This window comes from Mycolicibacterium cosmeticum (genome assembly GCF_000613185.1).
GTDB classification, from domain to species: Bacteria; Actinomycetota; Actinomycetes; order Mycobacteriales; family Mycobacteriaceae; genus Mycobacterium; species Mycobacterium cosmeticum.
The window spans coordinates 307089-327454 of record NZ_CCBB010000003.1 but is presented as its reverse complement, the minus strand read 5'-3'; the positions used below and the strand labels follow the sequence as shown (position 1 = coordinate 327454).

The window sequence follows — 20366 nt, the reverse complement described above, 5'->3', positions numbered from 1 at the left end:
CGGACACCGTTCAGGCATCCCGGCGAGTCACCAGCACGGCGGCCACGGCGAACACCGCCGCCGCGACGGCGGCGAAGTACAGCGCCGAACCCGCCGGCCCCCACCACATGGTGAAACTCTGGATCCAGGTGACACCGGTGAACGCGTTGGCGTTGGTGAACGGCAGCAGCGGGCCGATGCGGGAACCCAGCTGCGGGCTCACCCCGACCAGCGGCTCCACCACGAACGGCAACAGCAGCAGCACCGCCACGGCGGCGGCGCTGTGCCGCACCACCGCGCCCAGCCCGACGGCCAGCACCGCCCCCAGCGCCGCGTACAGCGTCACCGCGCCCACCGTCGGCCACCCCGGCGCGCCGGTGGCCAGCAGGAAGGATCCGAGGGTGGCCACGGCACTCACCACCGCGGAGAATGCCGCGGCGACAAGCGCTTTGGCGGCCAGCACGCGCACCCGGTTGGGGGTGCCGAGGAAGGTGGTGCGGATCATCGCGGTGCGGTATTCGCCGGTGACGGTCAGCGCCGAGAGCACCATGAGCACCGGCACGCCGAACATGGCGGCCCCGAGTTCGGGCTGCCGCGGGATGGCGGTGGCCAGGCCGAGGCTGAGCGCCACGGCGGCCAGCGCCGACCACAGCGGCGACGGGGTGCTGCGGAGTTTGAGGTATTCGCTGGTGATGGTCATCGGCCGGCCCGGTAGTCGGTGCTGTCATCGGTCAGGTTCAGGTACGCCTCCTCCAGCGAGGTGCGCACCGCCGTCAGCTCGTGCAAGGTGATGCCGTGCCGGGCGGCCAGGTCACCGACCCGCTCGGTGGTCGCCGCGGCCACCCGCAACCCGGCGCCGTCGCCGGTCACCGACAGCCCCTCGGCGGTCAACACCCCGGTCAGCCGGTCGGCCTGCGGACTGCGGACCAGAACATCGGCCGACGACGCCAGGAATTCGTCCATGGAGGTGGCCGCGACCAGGCGGCCGCGGCCGATCACCACCAACCGGTCCGCGGTGTTGGCCATCTCGGCGAGCAGGTGGCTGGACACGAACACGGTGCGCCCCTCGGCGGCCAGCGTCCGCATCAAGGTGCGCACCCACCGGATGCCCTCGGGGTCCAGCCCGTTGACCGGCTCGTCGAACAGCAGCACCTGCGGATCGCCCAGCAGCGCCGTCGCGATGCCCAACCGCTGGCTCATGCCCAGCGAGAACGTCCCGGCCCGCTTGTCGGCGGCCTCGGTGAGTCCGACGGTGTCGAGCACCTCGTCCACCCGGTCGGCGCGGATCCGGTTACTGGCCGCGATCCAGCGCAGGTGCGCGCGGGCCGACCGGTTCGGGTGCACCTGCCGGGCATCCAGCAGCGCGCCGACGGTGCGCAGCGGATGGGTGAGTTCGTGGTAGCGCTTGCCGAGCACGGTCACGGTGCCCGCCGTCGGCCGGTCCAGCCCGACGATCATCCGCATGGTGGTCGACTTACCCGCGCCGTTCGGGCCGAGAAACCCTGTGACCACCCCGGATTCGACGGTGCAGGTCAGGTCGTCGACGGCGGTGGTGCGCCCGAAGCGTTTGGTCAGGCCGGTCAGTTCGATCACAGTGCCGCGACCACCAGTTCGGCCACCGCTCGCATGCCCGCGGCGTTGGGGTGCAGCGGGGCCGCCCCGCGGCCGGGTACCGGAATGATCAGCCAACTGGGCTTGGTGGTCCAGGGTTCCCGGGACCACGGGTGGTGGTCTCGGCTGGCCGCGCCGGCGCGCACCACCTCGCACCCGGTGGCGGCGGCCGCGTCGGCGGTGGCGGCTTCCAGGCCGGCGGCGACCCGGTGGCCCAGGGCGAACAGGTCCGCCGGTATCGGCGGCGGGGTGCCCGACGGGGGCAGCAGCGTCAGGTAGTCGACGAACACCACGCGGGCGTGCGGTGCCCGGTCCCGGACGGCCGCACCCACCCGCACCAGCGTGTCGCGCACGGTCGCCAGGGCCGCGTCGCGGGCCGCCGGGTCGAACAGGTCTTTCGCCGGTGCGATCCGGCGCAGTGGCGCGGGCAGTGCCGCCAGGGTGAGCAGCGGAACGTATCCCACGTCGTTGCCGCCGATGGTGATGGTCACCAGCTCCTCGGATCCGTCCAGCGCCTCGAGCTGCGGAGGTGTCTTGTGCTGGTGGTCGGTCAGGATGTGCGCGCAGGTGGCACCCGAGTAGGTGACATCCACCAGATCCAGTCCGAGCCGCGCGGCGGTCAGGTGCGGGTAGTTGCGCGCCGAGCGCATCGCAGGCCACGGTGACCCGGCCGCCCGTGGTGTGATACCCGGACCCGCGGCCATCGAACTGCCCAGCGCGACATACCGTTTCACGGGACGGCGGGGCTCGACGCCTGCGCCCAGAAACGTTTCGGGATCCGGCCGGCGCGGCGGGCCAGGTGACCGGCGGTGACCGCCGAGGCCATCGCCGCGGCCATCACCGGCGGGTCGGCAGCCCGGGTGACGGCGGTGGCCAGCAGCACGGCGTCGCAGCCGAGTTCCATGGCGAGCGCGGCATCGCTGGCGGTGCCGATACCGGCGTCCAGGATCACCGGAACCCCGGCCCGGTCCACGATCATCTCGATGTGGTGCGGGTTGGCGATGCCCAGCCCGGTGCCGATCGGCGAGCCCAGCGGCATGACTGCCGCGCAGCCGGTGTCCTCCAGCCGGCGGGCCAGCACCGGGTCGTCGTTGGTGTAGGGCAGCACGACGAAGCCGTCGTCGACGAGTTGTTCTGCGGCCCTGACCAATTCGATCGCATCCGGTAGCAGGGTGCGCTCGTCGGCGATGACCTCGAGTTTCACCCATTCGGTGCCGAGCGCCTCGCGGGCCAGCTGCGCGGTCAGCACGGCCTCGGCGGCGCCGCGGCAGCCCGCGGTGTTGGGCAGCGGGGTGATGCCCAGCCGGCTGAGCAGATCCAGCACCCCCGTGCCGGTTTCGGCGTCGACGCGGCGCATCGCCACCGTGGTGAGCTCGGTACCGGAGGCGATCAGCGCCTCCTCCAGGACGGCGAGGTTGGCCGCGCCACCGGTGCCCATGATCAGCCGGGAACCGAACTCCCGGCCGGCGATGGTCAGCTTGCCCTCCGAATCAGCCACCCTGCACCGCCGTCACGACCTCCACCCGGGCGCCGTCGTTGAGCACGGTGTCCCACGCCGAGCGCGGCAGCACCTCCCAGTCGACCGCGACGGCGATCCCCTTCTCCGGAAAACCCAAGTCGCTCACCAGCTCTCCGACGGTGATCGCGTCCCGCACATCGGCTTCCTCGCCGTTGACCAGCAATATCATCGTGCTCCTAACCCTGTGCCAATTCGGCGGCGATCCGCTCGGCAGTCCACGGCGCCAGCAGGAATCCGTTGCGCCCGTGGCCGGTGGCCACCAGCGTGCGTTCGTCGAGTCTGCCGACGATCGGTAGCCCGTCGGGGGTCATCGGCCGCAATCCGGCGGCGCACTCGGCCAGTTCGTACTCCCCCAGCGCCGGCAGCACGGCGCACGCGTCGTCGAGCAGGTCGCGCACGCCGGTGACCACCGGTGCGGTGTCCCGGCCGTGCTCGTACTGGGTGGCGCCGACCACCACGCCGTCCGGGCGCGGCACCAGGTACACCTGCCTGCCGTGCACCCTGGCCCGAATGACCCTGTCCGGCATGGGCATACAGCCCTTACGCCAGCGCAGCCGCAGCACCTCCCCCTTCACCGGGCGCACCTGCAGGCCCGGCCACAGCGCCGGCGCGTCGATACCGTTGGCGATCACCCGCAACCCGGGCACCTCGGCCAGGTCGGTGACCGGTGGCGCCCACTGCACGCCGAGCGCGGTGCACGCCTCTTCCAGCGCCCGCACCAGCCGGCGGTTGTCCACCGCCAGCTCGGTCTCGGCCACGAACCCGTGCCGGATGCCCTGGGCCAGCAGCGGCTCGATATCGCGGGCCGCCGTCGTCGGGCGGACCGGCTGTCCCTGCACCGACAGCCACTCGGCGACGGTGCGCAGGTCGGCGACATCGGCCCGGTCCACCGCCACCACCAGCGATTCCCGGGCGGTGACCACCTCGCCGGGCAGCCCGTCCAGGAAGCCGGTGTGCCACAGCTTGAGCGATTCCAGCCCCAGTGCCAACTGGGCGTCCTCACCCGGCCAGCCCTCGCTGTGCGGGGCGAGCATCCCGCCGGCCACCCACGACGCCCCGCGGGCATCGGTGCGGTGCACCCGGACCGACCAGCCGTCCTGCGCGGCGCGGCGCGCGACCGACAGGCCGATGACGCCGCCGCCGATCACGGCCAGTGCACGCTCAGACATTCCCTCTCCCTTCGCCGGCATGACCCGGATCAGGTGCAACGGTCAGGGCCGGTGATTGGCCCACTCTCAGCCCCGGTCCCGGGACTCCCGCGTCGGGTGTCCAGGGTACTCGGCCCGCCCGATAACCTCGGCGCTGTGGATGCACGCGCCCGCCTCGCCGATGCCAGGCTGTACCTCTGCACCGACGCCCGGCTGGCGCGCGGTGACCTCGCCGAGTTCGCCGACGCGGCGCTGGCCGGTGGGGTGGACATCATCCAGCTGCGCGACAAGGGTTTGGAGGCCCGGCAGGAACTCGCCGCGCTGGAGATCCTGGCCGACGCCGCCCGCCGGCACGGCGCCCTGCTGGCGGTCAACGACCGCGCCGACGTCGCGCGCGCCGCGGGGTCGGACGTGCTGCACCTCGGGCAGGACGATCTGCCGCTGGAGGTGGCCCGCTCGATCATCGGCCCCGAACCGCTGATCGGCCGCTCCACGCACGACGAGCAGCAGGTGGCCGCCGCGCTCGCCGAACCGGTCGACTATTTCTGCACCGGGCCGTGCTGGCCGACCCCGACCAAACCGGGCCGCCCGGCACCGGGGCTGGACCTGGTCCGGCACACCGCCGCGCTGGCACCGGCCAAGCCGTGGTTCGCCATCGGCGGGATCGACGCCGACCGGCTGCCCGAGGTGCTGGCCGCCGGGGCGCGCCGGATCGTGGTGGTGCGTGCCATCACCGACGCCGACGACCCGCGGGCCGCCGCGCGTCACCTCAAGGACGCGCTCACGGCCTGAGCAGCGGGATGCCGGCGGCGAGGCTGCGCAGCCGGTCCCAGCTGGCCGCGAACCCGGGGTGCAGCGGCAGGTCGGCGACCTCGTCCTCGATCACCCAGCGCAGCTCGGAGCTCTCCCGGTTGGGCGTGGTGATCAGCAGTTCGGAGGCGTCGGCGATGACGGTGGTGTACGACCAGCCGGGCACCTGATGGGTGACCACCGCGACGCGCACCGTCATCATCGCGGGCTCCAGGCCGGCCTCCTCGTGGGCCTCCCGGACCGCGGCCTCCTCGACCGACTCGTGGCTGTCGCGGGCGCCACCGGGCAAACCCCAGGTGCCGCCCTGATGACTCCACGGGGCGCGGTGCTGCAGCAGCACCGCCGCGACCCCGCCGGGAGCCGGCGCGCGCAGCAGCAATCCGGCCGCGCCGTGGCGGCCCCAGTAGTGCGCACCGCCGTCGGACATCACCCACCCGTCACCGTCGCCACGCACAGGTTCAGGATAAGGGGCCACGAATTCCCACACGTCACTCCAATCTCTCTTAGACTTTCATTAATCGCACACCGATCACGTTGTGAGGGAGGTCCGCGCACCCGTGACCGTGGAGTTGGCGCACCCGTCGACCGAACCGCTGGCGTCACGGTCGCCGGCCGTCGGGGGGCATCCGCGGTGGTGGTTCCTGTGGACCACGCCGGGCCGCATCCTGACGATCGGCGTCGTGCTGTGCGCGCTGGTCATCGCGTGCGCGTTCGCCACCTCGCGGACGGTCAACGACCGCCAGCAAGCGCTGACCACGGTGCTCGACCACACCGAACCGCTGGCGTTCGCGGCCGGCCAGCTCTACACCACCCTGTCGGTGGCCGACGCGGCCGCCGCGACGGCGTTCATCGCCGGCGCCGAACCCACCGATGTCCGGCAGCGCTACGAGCAGGCCATCACCGATGCCGCAGTGGCCGTGACGCGGGCATCCAGCGGGCTGACCGACGAGCCGATGATCCAGCTGCTCGGCCGGGTCAACGCCGAGCTGGCGGTCTACACCGGCCTGGTGGAAACGGCCAGGACCAACAACCGGGCCGGGAATCCGGTCGGTTCGTCCTATCTGTCCGAGGCCTCGGCGCTGATGCAGACCCAGATCCTGCCCGACGCCCAGCGGCTGTACGAGGCCACCTCGGCCCGCGTCGACGCCGAGACCGCCGCCTCGGCCCGGATCCCGGCCTCGGTCATCATCGTGGTGCTGGCGACCATCCTGTTCGGGTTGTTCGCCAACCGCTGGCTGACCCGGCGGACCCGGCGGCGGATCAACGTCGGTTTCGTCGCGGGCGGACTGGCGGTGCTGATTATGGTGGTCTGGGTGGGTACCGCACTGGTCATCTCGACCGCCGACAGTCGCAGCGCGAAAAATACTGCGGCGCAGTCGCTCAAGACGGTCACCACGATGGCGATCACGGCGCAGCAGGCCCGCGCCGACGAGACGCTGGCCCTGGTCCGGCGCGGCGACGAGGACATCCGCAAGCAGTCCTATTATCAGCGCATCGACGCCATGCAGCAGCAGCTGTCGATCTATCTGGCCAGCGATGCCAAGAACAAGGGCGAACTCGCCGACGCCGAACAGCTGCTGCGGCGGTGGCGCGCCGCCGACGACCGGATCAACGCCTACATCGCCGTCGGCGACTACCAGGCCGCCACCCAGGTGGCGCTGGGGACCGGCGAGGACGACTCCACCCCGGCCTTCGGCAAGCTGGACGCCGCGCTGACCAAGGGCATCGAGGACAGCCGCAACCAACTGCGCACCGATATCGTCAACGCCCGCCGGGTGCTGTCGGGGGCGACGTTCGGCGCCGCCGCGCTGAGCGTGCTCGCCGCCGTCGCGGTGACACTGGGTCTGTGGCCCCGGCTGAGTGAGTACCGGTGATGAGCGCTCGCGCGAAGAACAGAACAGGTGTGCTGAGGGCTCGCGCGAAGTCCCGGGTGTTCGCTCTGGTGGCGGCGGCCGCCGTGCTGGCCGGCTGCGAGCAGGCCGCGCCCGCCGCGCCGCTGCCCGAGGTCACGCTGGCCCCGCCGACCCCGGCCGGCATGCAGCAATTGGCGCCCGACCCGTCGCCCGAAGCGCCGGCGACCAACGAACACTGTGACCGCACCGCCAGCCTGCGCCCGTTCCCGGACCGCAGGCAGGCCGAGGAGGCCGTCGAGAAGATCCGCAACCGCGGCAGGCTGATCGTCGGGCTGGACATCGGCTCCAACCTGTTCTCGTTCCGCGATCCCATCACGGGGACCATCACCGGGTTCGACGTCGACATCGCCGGTGAGGTCGCCCGCGACATCTTCGGCACCCCCTCGCAGGTGGAGTACCGCATCCTGTCCTCGGCGGACCGGCTCACCGCGCTGCAGAACGACCAGGTGGACATCGTGGTCAAGACCATGAGCATCACCTGTGCGCGCAAGGAGTTGGTGGCGTTCTCCACCGAGTACCTGTCGGCCAACCAGCGCATCCTGGCGCCGCGGGATTCCCGGATCCGGCAGGCCGCCGATCTGGGCGGCAAGCGGGTGTGCGCGGCGACCGGCACCACCTCGCTGGACCGGGTGAAGCAGATCGTCCCGCCGCCGGTCATCCTGGAGACGGTGACCTGGGCGGACTGCCTGGTGGCGCTGCAGCAGCGGCAGGTCGACGCGGTCAGCACCGACGACACCATCCTGGCCGGACTGGTCAGCCAGGACCCGTACCTGCACATCGTCGGCCCGAGCATGGCCGAGGAGCCGTACGGCATCGGGATCAACAAGGACAATCCCGGCCTGGTCCGCTTCGTCAACGGCACGCTGGACCGGATCCGCCGGGACGGGACGTGGAACACGTTGTACCGCAAGTGGTTGACCGTTCTGGGCCCGACGCCCGCACCGCCGGTCGCAAGGTACGTGGACTGATGAGCGATCCGGAGATGGACGATCCGGGCACCCGGCCGGCCAGCCTGGCCGACCTGGAGGAGTTCGAGGATTTCGACGACGAGTCCGCGGCGACGGTCCGGCCGATGGCCACCCAGGCCGTCTACCGCCCGGATTTCGGGGACACCAGCCGGACGTCGCGGGCCTCGGCCGGCTCGGCCACCACCGAGCCCAACGAGCGGATGACGACGGTGACCCGGCCGCGGTCGCCGACCCGGCGCCTCGGCGGCGGTCTCGTCGAGATTCCCCGGGTGACCGAACGCAACCCGCTCGCGGCGTTGATGACCAATCCCGTGGTGGCCGAGTCGAAGCGGTTCTGCTGGAACTGCGGGAAGCCGGTGGGCCGGGCCTCCAAGGACGGGCCGGCCCGCTCCGAAGGGGTCTGCCCGTACTGCGGCAGCGCGTATTCCTTTCTGCCGCAACTCAGCCCGGGCGACATGGTGGTGGACCAGTACCTGATCAAGGGCTGCATCGCGCACGGCGGCCTGGGCTGGGTGTATCTGGCCTTCGACACCAACGTGAACTACCGCCCGGTGGTACTCAAGGGCCTGGTGCATTCCGGCGATGCCGAGGCGCAGGCCACCGCGATGGCCGAACGCCAGTTCCTGGCCGAGGTCACCCACCCCGCCATCGTGAAGATCTTCAACTTCGTCGAACACGACGACAAGCACGGCGACCCGGTCGGCTACATCGTCATGGAGTACGTCGGCGGAACGTCGCTGAAACAGCGCAAGGGCACCAAACTGCCGGTGGCCCAAGCCATTGCGTACATGTTGGAGATCCTGCCCGCGCTGGGCTACCTGCATTCGTTGGGCCTGGTGTACAACGACCTCAAGCCCGAGAACATCATGGTCACCGAGGAGCAGCTCAAGCTCATCGACCTGGGTGCGGTGTCGCGGATCAATTCGTTCGGGTTCCTCTACGGCACACCGGGTTACCAGGCCCCCGAGATCATCCGGACCGGGCCGACGGTGCAGACCGACATCTACACGGTGGGGCGCACCCTGGCCGCGCTGACCCTCAAGCTGCGCACCCGCAAGGGCCGTTATGTGGACGGCCTGCCCGACGACGATCCGGTGCTGCGCAAGTACGACTCGTTCGGCCGGTTGCTGCGCCGGGCCATCGACCCGGATCCGGCCCGGCGGTTCACCAGCGCCGAGGAGATGTCCGGGCAGCTGATGGGGGTGCTGCGTGAGGTGGTCGCGCAGGACACCGGGGTGCCGCGCCCGGGCCTGTCGACGGTGTTCAGCCCGCCCCGGTCGACGTTCGGGGTGGACCTGCTGGTGGCGCACACCGATGTCTACCTGGACGGGCAGGTGCACTCGGCGAAGCTGACCGCACCCGACATCGTCAAGGCGCTGCAGGTGCCGCTGGTCGACCCGGCCGACGTCGGCGCCCCGATCCTGTCCGCGACGGTGCTCAGTCAGCCTGTGCAGACTCTGGATTCGCTGCGCGCGGCCCGGCACGGCACCCTGGACTCCGAGGGGATCGACCTGTCCCAGTCGCTCGAACTGCCACTGATGGAGGTGCGGGCGCTGCTGGACCTCGGCGATGTCGCCAAGGCCACCCGCAAGCTCGACGACCTGGCCCAGCTGGCCGATCGGGTGGAGCGGGTCGGCTGGCGCTGGCGGCTGTCGTGGTTCCGCGGGGTGGCCGCCCTGCTGACCGCCGATTACGACACGGCCACCAAGTATTTCGTCGAGGTGCTGGACACGCTGCCGGGCGAGCTGGCACCGAAGGTGGCGCTGGCGGCGACGGCCGAACTGGCCGGTAGCGCCGACGAGCGGCGCTTCTACGAGACGGTGTGGCGCACCGACAACGGGGTCATCTCGGCGGGTTTCGGGCTGGCGCGTGCGCAGTCCGCCGACGGTCACCGCGACGACGCTGTGCGCACCCTGGACCTGGTTCCGGCCACCTCACGGCATTTCACCACGGCCCGGCTGACCAGTGCGGTGACGCTGCTGTCCGGCCGTTCGATCAGCGAGGTGTCCGAGCGCCAGATCCGCGACGCGGCCCGGCGGGTGGAGGCGTTGCCGGAGGGCGAACCGCGCGTGCTGCAGATCCGCGCCCTGGTGCTGGGTACCGCGATGGACTGGCTGGCCGACAACACGGCCAGCACCAACCACATTCTCGGTTTCCCGTTCACCCAGCACGGGTTGCAGCTCGGCGTCGAAGCGTCGCTGCGCAGTCTGGCCCGGGTGGCGCCCACCCAGGCGCACCGCTACGCGCTGATCGACCTGGCCAACAGCGTGCGGCCGATGAGTACCTTCTAGATCACCTGGGCACAGGCCCGGGCGATGGCCAGTTCCTCGTTGGTGGGGATGACGAGCACCGTGATGGGCGAGGCGTCCGCCGAGATGCGCCGGGCGGCGCGCTGCGTTGCGGTGTTGCGGGTTTCGTCGAGTTCAATGCCGAGGGTGGCCAACCCGGCCAGGGCGTCGCGGCGCACCAGGGCGTCGTTCTCCCCCACGCCGGCGGTGAAGGTGATGACGTCGGTCCGGCCCAGCAGCGCCAGGTAGGCCCCGACGTACTTGCGGAGCCGGTGGATGTAGACGTCGTAGGCCAGCCGCGCGTCGGCGTCGCCGTCGTCGATGCGCTTGTGCAGTTCGCGGAAATCGGTCTCGCCGCCCAGTCCGAGCACGCCGGAGTGGCGGTTGAGCATGGTCTCGATGTCCTGCACCGTCATGCCGGCGGTGCGCCACAGGTAGGTGATGATGCCCGGGTCCAGGTCACCGGAGCGGGTGCCCATCACCAGCCCCTCCATCGGGGTCAGGCCCATCGAGGTGTCGATCGGCCTGCCGCCGGCGACAGCGGATGCCGAGGCACCGTTACCCAGGTGCAGCACAATCTGATTCAGCGATTCCAGCGGCGCATCCAGGAAGATGGCCGCCTGTTCGCTGACGTAGCGGTGGGACGTGCCGTGGAATCCGTAGCGCCGGATGTGCCACTGCCGCGCCACGTCCCGGTCGATGGCGTACTCGGCCGCGGCGGCGGGCAGGTCATGGAAGAAGGCGGTGTCGAACACCGCGACGTGCGGCAGGCCGGGGAGCAGCTTGCGGGCTTCGGCGATGCCCAGCAGTGCGGGCGGATTGTGCAGCGGGGCCAGCGGGGACAGCTTCTCCAGCTCGGCGAGCAGGGTGTCGTCGATGACCGTCGGTTGGTAGAAACGCACACCGCCGTGCACCACTCGGTGCCCGACCGCCACCAGATCGTCGGTGCTGATGCCCGCGGCGGTCAGGCCGTCGAACACCTCACGCAGGGCGACGCTGTAGTCGGTGACCCGTTCGACGATGCCGGTGCACAGCGAGATACCGGAATCGGGCTGCACCACTTGATATTTGACCGACGACGAGCCGGAGTTGAGCACCAGTACAGACATCAGCGGGTGCCCTGCGCCTGAATCGCGGTGATCGCCACGGTGTTGACGATATCTTCCACCAGCGCACCGCGGGACAGGTCGTTGACGGGCTTGTTCAGCCCTTGCAGCACCGGCCCGATGGCGATGGCGCCGGCGCTGCGCTGCACCGCCTTATAGGTGTTGTTGCCGGTGTTCAGGTCGGGGAAGATCAGCACGGTGGCCCGGCCGGCCACCGGCGAATCCGGCATCTTGGTGACCGCCACGGACGGCTCGACGGCGGCGTCATACTGGATGGGGCCCTCGACCAGCAGGTTGGGTTCCCGTTCCCGGACGAGTTCGGTTGCCGCCCTGACCTTGTCGACATCCGCCCCCGTGCCCGACGTGCCGGTGGAGTAGGACAGCATCGCAACGCGCGGGTCGATGCCGAACTGGGCGGCGGTGCGCGCCGAGGAGATCGCGATATCGGCGAGTTGCTCGGAGGTCGGGTCGGGCACGATGGCGCAGTCGCCGTAGGCGAGCACGCGATCCGCCAGGCACATCAGGAAGATGGACGATACGGTGGACACCCCGGGCTGGGTCCTGATGATCTCGAAGGCGGGCCGGACGGTGTGCGCGGTGGTGTGCGCCGCGCCCGAGACCATGCCGTCGACCATGCCGTTGTGTACCAGCATGGTGCCGAAATACGAGACGTCGTGGATGATCTCGCGGGCCTGTTCGACGGTGACCCCCTTCTTGCGGCGCAGTTCGGCGTACTGCTGGGCGAACTGGTCGCAGAGTTCACTGGTGCGCGGGTCCAGCACCTGGGCGCCGTCCAGGTCGACGCCCAGTTCGGCGGCGCGGCCACGGACCGCGGGTTCGTCACCGAGGATGGTCAGGTCGGCCACCTTGTGCGCCAGCAGCCGGCCGGCGGCCTGCAGGATCCGGTCGTCGTCGCCCTCGGGCAGCACGATGCGTTTACGGTCGCCGCGGGCCCGGTCCTGCAGCTGGTAGGTGAACATCTGCGGGGTGATCACCTCGGGGATCGGAATGGCCAGCTGCGCAAGCAGATCCGCGGTGTCGACGTGGGCTTCCATCAGGGTTAGCGCGGTGTCGATCTTGCGGGTGGAGGCGGCCGTCACCCGGCCGCGGGCCTTGGCCACCGCGCGTGCGGTGTCGTAGGTGCCCGAGTCGGTGGCGATGACCGGCAGGCGGAGCTTGAGCCCGTCGACCAGTTTGGCCACGGCGGGATGCAGTTGCAGGCCGCCGTTGAGGATCAGGCAGGACAGTGAGGGGAAGGTTTCCGCGGCGTGCGCGCCCATCACCGCCATCACCACGTCGGAGCGGTCGCCCGGGGTGATGACGGCCATCCCGTCGCGCAGCCGTTCCAGCACATGCTCGGCCGTCATGCCGGCCACCAGCACGCTGAGCGCCTCGCGGTTGAGCAGCGCCGCGTCCCCACCGGTCAGCGTGCCGCCCACCGCGTCGCGCAGTTCGGCCACCGACGGCGCGACCAGCAGCGGCTCCTCGGGCAGCACATAGCTTTTCGGGCCGAGCGGGGCCAGCGCCGCGGCCACCTCGGTCAGCTGGGTGGGATCGCAGCGGTTGGCCACCACTGCGGCGGTGTGCGCGTGCTGGGCGACCAGCTCGGCCAGGCACAGCTCGGCGACCTGCGCGACCTCCGCGGGGGTCCGGTCCGAGGCGCGCACCGCCAGCACGACGGGGGCACCCAGGTTGACGGCGATGCGCGCGTTGACGGCCAACTCGCTGGGGCTGGCGACGTCGGTGTAGTCACTGCCCACGATGACGACGGCATCGCACGCGTCGGCAACGTGGTGGTAGCGCTCGACGATCTCGGCGATGGCGCCGTCGAGGTCTTCGTGCAGGCGCTGGTAGCTGACACCGACGCAGTCCTGGTAGTCCAGGCCGGCGGTGGCATGGCCCAGCAGCAGCTCCAGGATGTAGTCGCTGCCGTCCTCTCCGGAGCGGGCGATCGGCCGGAAGACGCCGACCTTGGCGACGGTCGCCGCCAGCCGCGCCAGGATGCCGAGCGCGATGGTGGACTTGCCGGTGTCACCTTCGGGTGAGGCGATGTAGATCGCGGACGCAGCGGGGGCCATGGGTAAGAGCCAACCAAATGACCCAACGTGAGCCAACTCATCATGGGTCGTCCCCGTCGTCCTTGTCGTCCTTGTCGGGTGGGTGTAGGAGCTCCTCGGGGTGGAAGTGGTGGTTGATCCTGTCTTGACCGGTATCGAGAAGGGGCGGGGGCAGCCAGTGGACGCGGCCGTCGTCCCCGATCTCGGTGGTCCAGCCGGTGTCGAAGGCCAGCTGGTTGTCCCGGTCGCAGCCAAGGCCGAGATTGTCGGCGTCGGTCGGGCCGCCGTCGATCCAGTCCTGGTCGACGTGCATGCCTTGGCATTGCGCGGCGGGCCGGGTGCAGCCCGGTCGGCTGCACCCGCGATCCCGCGCGACCATGGCCAGGCGTTGACCGACCGAAGCGGTGCGCCTTGCGCGGCCCAGGTAGAGCGGCAGGCTCTTGTGCCCGTCGAACACGGCCAGGTAATGCTCGGCGTGGCCGGCCAACCGGATGACATCGCGCATCGGCACGAGGGTGCCGACACTGGTGACGGCGATTCCGGCCTTGGCCGCCAACTCGGACAGTGTCGTCGAGATGAGCAGGGTGACCGGCAGCCCGTTGTGTTGCCCGAGCCGGCCGGACATCAGGGCGTGGCGCAGGATCGCCTTGAGGGCATCGTGGTTGCGTTGAGCTGGGGTGCGCATATCGCGCGCCCGAGGCGAGGGTTGCGTGCAGCCGGGGTCGTCGGCGGCATCCTCGGCGGCACTCGGCTGGGGCTTGTCCCTGGGGAGCAACGGGTTGACCGAGTCGGGATCGTCGGGGTTGTTGACGCCCCTGGCGGCCAGGACGGTGTTGAGGGTCCGCAGGTAGCCGGCCGTCTCCGCGTCGACATGACCGCTGACCCGGGAGAGCCCGTCGGGTCCCTGGCGCCCGATCGTGAGGCCGCGTTTGGTGGCAGCGGGGTCCGGGCCCTCCAGGCCATCCTGATTCATCAGGTACACCGCGCGATCGGCCAGGGCGGACACCTCCGCAGGAGATACGTGCCGGGCCGCAGTGGCCAGCGTGGCCTCCAGCGCCGAGCAGCCAGCGGGGTCGCAGACCTTGGCGGCCCTCCTCAGCCCGTCGCGGATGGCGCAGACATGGTCGATGCTGATCGCCCCCTGGGCCAATGCCGCCGCGGTCGGCGGCAGGGCCGGTTCGATGGTGCCGCCGCATGCCGGGTATCGCGGGCCGAGATCCTCGGCGAACTCGACCCGGCGCTTGGCCTCGGCCTCACCGATGCGCATGCGCGTCATCAACACCTTGGTCCAGGTGCGTTCGCCGATCTCGGCGGGTGTCACCAGGGTCTGCAGGGCGGCCATGATCCGGTGGTCCACACCGGCGGTGGTGCGGGCCCGGTGTTCACGGCGGGACTGCAACGCCAACAACTCAGCAACGGTGAACGCGGTGAAGTCCAGTCCGGCCAGGGCTTCGCACGCGGAGTCGTAGGCGTCGAAGGCGGCCAACACCGTCGCCCGATCCGCCACCGCATTCGCTGACATGTTCGAAACGCTACGCGCCACCACCGACAGATCCGCGAGTTATCCACAATCGCGGATTCATCCACAGATGCTGTGGTGTAACGCGATTCGGACTTGACATTCAGCTACGACGGCAGTCAACCGCCGGTGCGGAACTGTCGCTGAAAAGTCGCTCGGAGGCGGGCACTGATGACCCTCCAACACTGGCGCGTCGGCAGCGTTCAGTCCCCGCCGGCCACCGGCGACAGATGCTCGTGCACGGCGAGCAACCGCTCCCCCACCCGGGTGAAAACGATGGTCTCGCGCTCGTCGATGCTCGATTCCACGCCGTTTTCGGATGTGATGGTCCGCAGCGAATGGGTGAACACCGCTACGTCACCGTAGAGCTGGACCAGCTGGTCGGTGCTGGTGCACGACACCACCCGCCAGCCCGCGGCCAGCCAGCCCGCCCACAGCGCCTCGTAGGCGGCCCGGCTGTCCAACCGCGCAGGCTCCGGATGGAATACGAACGTGGCGTCGGGACTGAAACAGTCGAAGTAGGCCGCGGTGTCGGTGGCGGCGAACGCGGCAATCAGGGCATCGGCGGCTGCGAGCACATCGTCCTCGGTCACAGTTGGTGCAGCACCCCTTCGAACTCCGTGCAGAACCGGTCCACATCGGCCATCGAGAACACCAGCGGCGGCCGGATCTTCAGCACATTGCTGTCCGCACCGCACACCGAGATCAGTACCCGGCGTTCCCGCATGGCGTTGACCATCTGCTTGGCGGTGCCCGCCGAGTCGACCTCCACCCCGATGTAGAGTCCGGCGCCGCGCACCTCGCGCACCACCGGATGGCCGTCGCCCAGCCGCGTCAACGCGCCCCGCAGTGCCCCACCCACCTCGGCGGCATTGGCCACCAACTTCTCGTCCTCGATCACGTCGAGCACCGCGGCGGCCGCCGCCATCGACACCGGGTTGCCACCGAAGGTGTTGAAATACGGTATCCCCCTGGCGAATTCCTCCAGCACGGAGCTGCGCGCCGCCATCGCCGCGACCGGAAGCCCGTTGGCCATCGGCTTGCCCATGGTGACCAGATCGGGCACCACGCCGTGCCGATCGAAGCCCCACATGGCGTCACCGGTGCGCCCGAAGCCGGGCTGCACCTCGTCGGCGATGAACACCCCACCGGCGGCGCGCACCGCCTCGACCGCCGGGCCGAGCACCGACGGATCCGGATAGATGCCGTCCGAGGAGAACACGGTGTCCACGATCAGTGCGCTCACCCCGAGCCCGCAGGCCCTCAGGTCGGCGATCGCCGCGTCCACCCCACCCAGGTCGGGTGAGACGGTGCGGACATGCGGCCCGACCACGGCCGCACCGCCGATGGACGGCGAAATCGCCGTCACCGCAGCGGTATTGCCGTGGTAGGCATCGTTGGTGATGATGACGCCGGTGGCCCCGGTGTAGAACTGGGCCACCCGCAACGCCAGATCGTTGACCTCCGAACCGGTGCAGGCGTACATCACCTGATACGAGTCGTCGGCCCCCAGATCGGGAAACGTCGCCAGCAGCCGGGCGGAGTAGTCGACGATCCCCTCGTGCAGATAGCGGGTGTGGGTGTTGAGCAGGCTCAGCTGGCGGGTCACCGCGTCCACGACGTGCGGGTTGGCATGCCCGACGCTGGCGACGTTGTTGTAGGCGTCCAGGTACTCCTTGCCGTCGGCGTCGTACAGCAGGGTGCCCCGCCCCCGGACCAGGTGTACCGGCCGTTCGTAGAACAGCCGGTACGCCGGGCCCAGCATCCGCTCCCTGGCAGCTATCAGGGGGTCGTCCTGCAGACCGCCCTGATAGCTGTTGGAGTCCATGATCTTTGAGAATGCCTTGGCATTGGACATGGGTGCCTAGCGTTCGTGGGCTTCTTCCAACACGGTACGGCCCAGTTCGGCATACCGCTGCGGATCCCGGAACTTCAGCAGCAGCGCCCACAGCACGCCCCCGATGCCCACCACGGCGACCACCCACGGGATGGCCGCGAAGATCCAGTCCGTGGCCGCCGCGCCCGCGGCGAACGAGGCGTTCTTGGCCAGCAGGTAGATCACGTACACCATGCCGAGCCCACCCAACAGCGGCGCCAGGAAGGTGCTGAACCAGTTGGCCGTCTCCGGATGACGTTTCTGCACATGGAAGTACGAGATCACCGAGAACGCCGCCAGCGCCTGCACGATCATGATGGCGGTGGTGCCCAGCAAGGCCATCAGGCCGTACAGGCCGGTGTAGGGATCACGCTGGGTGAACTCGAAGAACAGCACCACCAGGGTGGCGAAACCGGTCTGCACGAAGCCGGCGATGTGCGGGGAACCGTGCACCGGGTGGGTGGCGCCGAGGGTCTTGCGCATCCCGGGGATGACGTCCTCCCGGCCCAGCGCGTACAGGTAGCGCGCGGCGCAGTTGTGGAACGCCATACCGCAGGCGAACGACCCCGTCATCAGCAGGATCTTGAACAGGTCGACCGCCCACTGGCCCAGGTGCTCATGCACCGGGTTGAAGAAGATGTTTCCGGCCGTCGCCGAATCCTGCGCCAGCGCAACGGCATTCTCCGGTCCGGTGCCGACGATCGCCAGCCAGGACACCAGCACGTAGAACACGCCGATACCGATGACCGAGCTCACCACGGCGATCGGGATGATCTTCTTGGGGTTGCGCGATTCCTCGCCGTACATGGCGCTGGATTCGAACCCGACCCAGGACCAGAAGGCGAAGAACAGGCCGACACCAGCGGAGCCGGCGACGGTGATCAGGGAGCCGTCCGGACCGGCCACCACACCCGAGAGGCTGTGAAAACCGTTGATCGGGTTGAGTGAACCCCACGACCAGCCCTGCGGGCCACCGCCGGTGAAGAGCACCGACAGCGCCATCAGCGCCAGCATCACGATCTCGGTGATGAGGAAGACGCCGAGCACCTTGGCGGCCAGGTTGATGTCGAAGTAGGTGAGCACGGCGTTGATGGCCAGCATCACCAGCGCGAACACGATCCACGGCACGTGGATGTTGAACAGCGACGAGAACAGGTCGTTGCCGAAGAACGAGAAGATGCCGATCAGCGACGCCTCGAACACCATGTACGCCAGCGCGGTCAGGAAGCCCGCACCCAGCCCGACGATGCGGCCGAGACCATGGGAGATGTACCCGTAGAAGGCGCCGGTCGCGGTGATGTGCTTGCTCATCTTGGCGTAGCCGATGGCGAACAGGGTCAGCACGATGGTGGCGACGAAGTAACCGGCAGGCGCGTAGGCCCCGTTACCGAAGCCGACGGAGATCGGCACGTTGCCGACCATGGCGGTGATGGGCGCGGCGGTGGCGACCGCCATGAACAGCACGCCCACCAGCCCGACCGCATTGGGCTTCAGGCGTTGGACGGTATCGGTGCCCGACGGCGCCGGTGGATCGATGATTTCGCTCATTGAATCCCTATCTGAGGGGTTTTACTGCGACCGAGATTTGGTCTGGTATCCGAAAGCCACCCGCTTCGGTGCTGGTGACGTTGTGCGACGCGGGCCATTCTTACCTCGGCGAGATTGCTTGGTCAACTGGAAGACTCAGCAATCACACGCCATGTTTCCAGCACGTTTCACGGCCGGAGTTTTTGCAACAGGGAGGTAAATCTCGCCTATTTGGTCTGCTTTGGATCGATACTTGCGCCACACTGTTCGGCATGCCGGGACTGCCTGCCGACCACGAACGCTTCGCCCGGGCGGCACTGGCCGCCTACGGCCGCGACCTGGACACCCCGCTGCGCCTGCTCAGCCTCTCCGAGAACGCCACCTACCTGGTGGGCGACGACGACCCGATCGTGCTGCGGGTGCACCGGCCGGGCTACCACTCGCTGGACGCCATCCGCTCGGAACTGGCCTGGATGGCGGCGCTGCGGGCGGAGACCGTGGTCGACACACCGGAATTGGTCCGCTCGGCCGCCGGCCTCGAGGTGGTGACGGCGGAAGTGGACGGCCGCGAGCTCTACGTCGACGCCGTCACCCTGATACCGGGGTGCACCGCCGAGGAGGCGCCCGACGCCGTCGGCTTCGCCACCCTCGGCGAATTGACGGCCATCATGCACGAGCACGTACAGGACTGGTCCGTCCCGGCCGGCTTCACCCGGTTCCGCTGGGACCTCGACGACATCCTCGGGCCGGGGGCGCGCTGGGGAGACTGGCGCGCGGCGCCGGGCCTGGCCGAGGCCGACCGCGCCACCATCATGCGGGCGGTACACCACATCACCGAGACACTCGCCGAATTCGGCACCGGCGCAGACCGATTCGGTCTGATTCACGCGGACTTGCGGCTGTCCAACCTGATGATCGACCCGGCGGCGCCGTCCGACGGCATCACCGTGATCGACTTCGACGACGCCGGCTGGGGGTGGCACCTGGCCGATCTGGGCGCGGTGGTGTCGTGGATCGAGGACACCCCGGAAGCCGGCAGAATCGTGGCCGAATGGCTGCGTGGCTATCAGAAGGTGCGCAGGTTGCCCGACGAGCATCTGGCGCTCATCCCGACCTTCGTCATGCTGCGGCGGATTCAGCTCACCGCGTGGATCGCCTCCCACGCCGATGCCGACGCGGCCATCGCGATCGGCCCGGGCTACGCCGTCGGGACCGCCCGGCTGGCCGAACGCTATCTCAACGACGACAGCTGGTTACGGTAAAGGAGACCCATGTTCGACCTGCAGTCCCGCTCGGTGCTGGTGACCGGCGGTAGCAAGGGCATCGGCCGCGGTATCGCGACGGTGTTCGCCCGCGCCGGCGCCGACGTGGCCGTCGCCGCCCGTTCGGCCGCCGACCTCGACGAGGCGGTCGCCGCCCTGGACGGACTGGGCAGCGGGAAGGTGATCGGGGTCCGCGTCGACGTCAGTGACCGCCAGTCCTGCACCGAGATGGCCGCGGCGGTCACCGAAGCCTTCGGTGGTCTGGATGTGTTGTGCGCCAACGCCGGTATCTTCCCGGACGCACCGCTGGCGACCATGACCCCTGAGCAGCTCAACCAGATCATGGGCATCAACGTCAACGGCACCTTCTTCGCCGTGCAGGCCTGCCTGGACGCCCTGATCGCGTCGGGCAGCGGCCGGGTCATCCTGACCTCGTCGATCACCGGTCCCATCACCGGCTACCCCGGCTGGTCGCACTACGGCGCCACCAAATCGGCGCAGCTGGGCTTCATGCGCACCGCGGCCATCGAGCTGGCGCCGCACAAGATCACCGTCAACGCCATCCTGCCGGGCAACATCATGACCGAGGGCTTGATCGGCAACGGCGAGGAGTACATCGCCAGCATGGCCCGGTCCATCCCGGCCGGGGCACTGGGCACCCCGGAGGACATCGGCCACCTGGCGGCATTCCTGGCCACCACCGAGGCGGCGTACATCACCGGCCAGGCCATCGCCGTCGACGGTGGGCAGGTGCTGCCCGAGTCGCTGGACGCTTTGGCCTGA

General features: G+C 69.7%; 19 protein-coding genes and 1 riboswitch. Of the genes, 6 read left to right on the top strand and 13 right to left on the bottom strand.

Annotation, left to right across the window (positions count from 1 at the left end; all coding sequences use genetic code 11):
• Nucleotides 1-10: 10 nt before the first annotated feature.
• From BN977_RS32920 to thiO, 6 genes are all read right to left on the bottom strand, one after another.
• Entirely contained in the window at nt 11-679 is a 669-nt protein-coding gene (locus tag BN977_RS32920; RefSeq protein WP_036401110.1) for an ABC transporter permease, read from the bottom strand.
• On the bottom strand, nt 676-1572 hold the full coding sequence (locus tag BN977_RS20595; protein WP_036401108.1) for an ABC transporter ATP-binding protein: 897 nt from the start codon (nt 1570-1572) through the stop codon (nt 676-678). Before BN977_RS20595 ends, BN977_RS32920 begins: the two co-directional genes overlap by 4 nt.
• Nucleotides 1569-2324 (bottom strand): SGNH/GDSL hydrolase family protein, encoded by a 756-nt coding sequence (locus BN977_RS20590; RefSeq protein ID WP_036401105.1) that lies wholly within the window; start codon nt 2322-2324, stop codon nt 1569-1571. The genes BN977_RS20595 and BN977_RS20590 overlap by 4 nt, the downstream gene beginning before the upstream one ends.
• Entirely contained in the window at nt 2321-3028 is a 708-nt protein-coding gene (gene thiG, locus BN977_RS20585) for a thiazole synthase (protein WP_234709710.1), read from the bottom strand. The genes BN977_RS20590 and thiG overlap by 4 nt, the downstream gene beginning before the upstream one ends.
• A 52-nt stretch (nt 3029-3080) precedes the next feature.
• Entirely contained in the window at nt 3081-3278 is a 198-nt protein-coding gene (thiS, locus tag BN977_RS20580) for a sulfur carrier protein ThiS (protein WP_024451685.1), read from the bottom strand.
• 7 nt (nt 3279-3285) lie between these two features.
• The gene (gene thiO / locus BN977_RS20575; RefSeq protein ID WP_036401099.1) at nt 3286-4278 is read right to left on the bottom strand and encodes a glycine oxidase ThiO; all 993 of its coding nucleotides are present in this window, start codon (nt 4276-4278) and stop codon (nt 3286-3288) included.
• A riboswitch (TPP riboswitch) is annotated at nt 4268-4379 on the bottom strand. Its footprint overlaps the gene before it by 11 nt.
• 34 nt (nt 4380-4413) lie before the next feature.
• Between thiO and thiE the strand changes: the two genes are divergently transcribed.
• Entirely contained in the window at nt 4414-5049 is a 636-nt protein-coding gene (thiE, locus tag BN977_RS20570) for a thiamine phosphate synthase (RefSeq protein ID WP_036401096.1), read from the top strand.
• On the opposite strand, the gene BN977_RS20565 is transcribed toward thiE, so the two are convergent.
• Complete coding sequence (locus BN977_RS20565) at nt 5039-5521, bottom strand: NUDIX hydrolase (RefSeq protein WP_036401093.1); 483 nt, start codon at nt 5519-5521, stop codon at nt 5039-5041. The genes thiE and BN977_RS20565 overlap by 11 nt on opposite strands.
• A gap of 103 nt (nt 5522-5624) precedes the next feature.
• Between BN977_RS20565 and glnX the strand changes: the two genes are divergently transcribed.
• From glnX to BN977_RS20550, 3 genes are read left to right on the top strand one after another with little or no spacing between them, the layout of a single operon-like run.
• Nucleotides 5625-6941 (top strand): protein kinase G-activating protein GlnX, encoded by a 1317-nt coding sequence (gene glnX / locus BN977_RS20560; RefSeq protein WP_024451682.1) that lies wholly within the window; start codon nt 5625-5627, stop codon nt 6939-6941.
• On the top strand, nt 6941-7948 hold the full coding sequence (locus tag BN977_RS20555) for a glutamate ABC transporter substrate-binding protein (RefSeq protein WP_036401090.1): 1008 nt from the start codon (nt 6941-6943) through the stop codon (nt 7946-7948). The genes glnX and BN977_RS20555 overlap by 1 nt, the downstream gene beginning before the upstream one ends.
• Entirely contained in the window at nt 7948-10239 is a 2292-nt protein-coding gene (locus tag BN977_RS20550) for a serine/threonine-protein kinase PknG (protein WP_036401089.1), read from the top strand. Before BN977_RS20555 ends, BN977_RS20550 begins: the two co-directional genes overlap by 1 nt.
• Here BN977_RS20550 and BN977_RS20545 read toward each other — a convergent pair.
• From BN977_RS20545 to BN977_RS20520, 6 genes are all read right to left on the bottom strand, one after another.
• Nucleotides 10236-11345 carry an acetate kinase gene (locus tag BN977_RS20545; RefSeq protein ID WP_036401087.1) on the bottom strand — a complete coding sequence of 370 codons (1110 nt, stop codon included), beginning with the start codon at nt 11343-11345 and terminating at the stop codon, nt 10236-10238. The two genes, BN977_RS20550 and BN977_RS20545, sit on opposite strands and share 4 nt — an antisense overlap.
• Nucleotides 11345-13420: a phosphate acetyltransferase gene (gene pta, locus BN977_RS20540; RefSeq protein ID WP_036401085.1), complete on the bottom strand. Its 2076-nt coding sequence runs from the start codon at nt 13418-13420 to the stop codon at nt 11345-11347. Before pta ends, BN977_RS20545 begins: the two co-directional genes overlap by 1 nt.
• Before the next feature lie 40 nt (nt 13421-13460).
• The gene (locus tag BN977_RS20535) at nt 13461-14921 is read right to left on the bottom strand and encodes an HNH endonuclease signature motif containing protein (protein ID WP_036401082.1); all 1461 of its coding nucleotides are present in this window, start codon (nt 14919-14921) and stop codon (nt 13461-13463) included.
• A gap of 200 nt (nt 14922-15121) precedes the next feature.
• Nucleotides 15122-15511: a YybH family protein gene (locus tag BN977_RS20530; RefSeq protein WP_036401081.1), complete on the bottom strand. Its 390-nt coding sequence runs from the start codon at nt 15509-15511 to the stop codon at nt 15122-15124.
• Nucleotides 15508-16776 (bottom strand): aspartate aminotransferase family protein, encoded by a 1269-nt coding sequence (locus BN977_RS20525; RefSeq protein WP_036401078.1) that lies wholly within the window; start codon nt 16774-16776, stop codon nt 15508-15510. The genes BN977_RS20530 and BN977_RS20525 overlap by 4 nt, the downstream gene beginning before the upstream one ends.
• 6 nt (nt 16777-16782) lie before the next feature.
• Nucleotides 16783-18342: an APC family permease gene (locus tag BN977_RS20520; protein WP_036401075.1), complete on the bottom strand. Its 1560-nt coding sequence runs from the start codon at nt 18340-18342 to the stop codon at nt 16783-16785.
• 251 nt (nt 18343-18593) lie between these two features.
• On the opposite strand from BN977_RS20520, the gene BN977_RS20515 reads away from it, so the two are divergent.
• Complete coding sequence (locus BN977_RS20515) at nt 18594-19583, top strand: phosphotransferase enzyme family protein (protein WP_036401073.1); 990 nt, start codon at nt 18594-18596, stop codon at nt 19581-19583.
• A 9-nt stretch (nt 19584-19592) separates the two neighbouring features.
• A complete protein-coding gene (fabG, locus tag BN977_RS20510) occupies nt 19593-20366 on the top strand; it encodes a 3-oxoacyl-ACP reductase FabG (RefSeq protein ID WP_036401071.1) in 774 nt (257 codons plus the stop codon).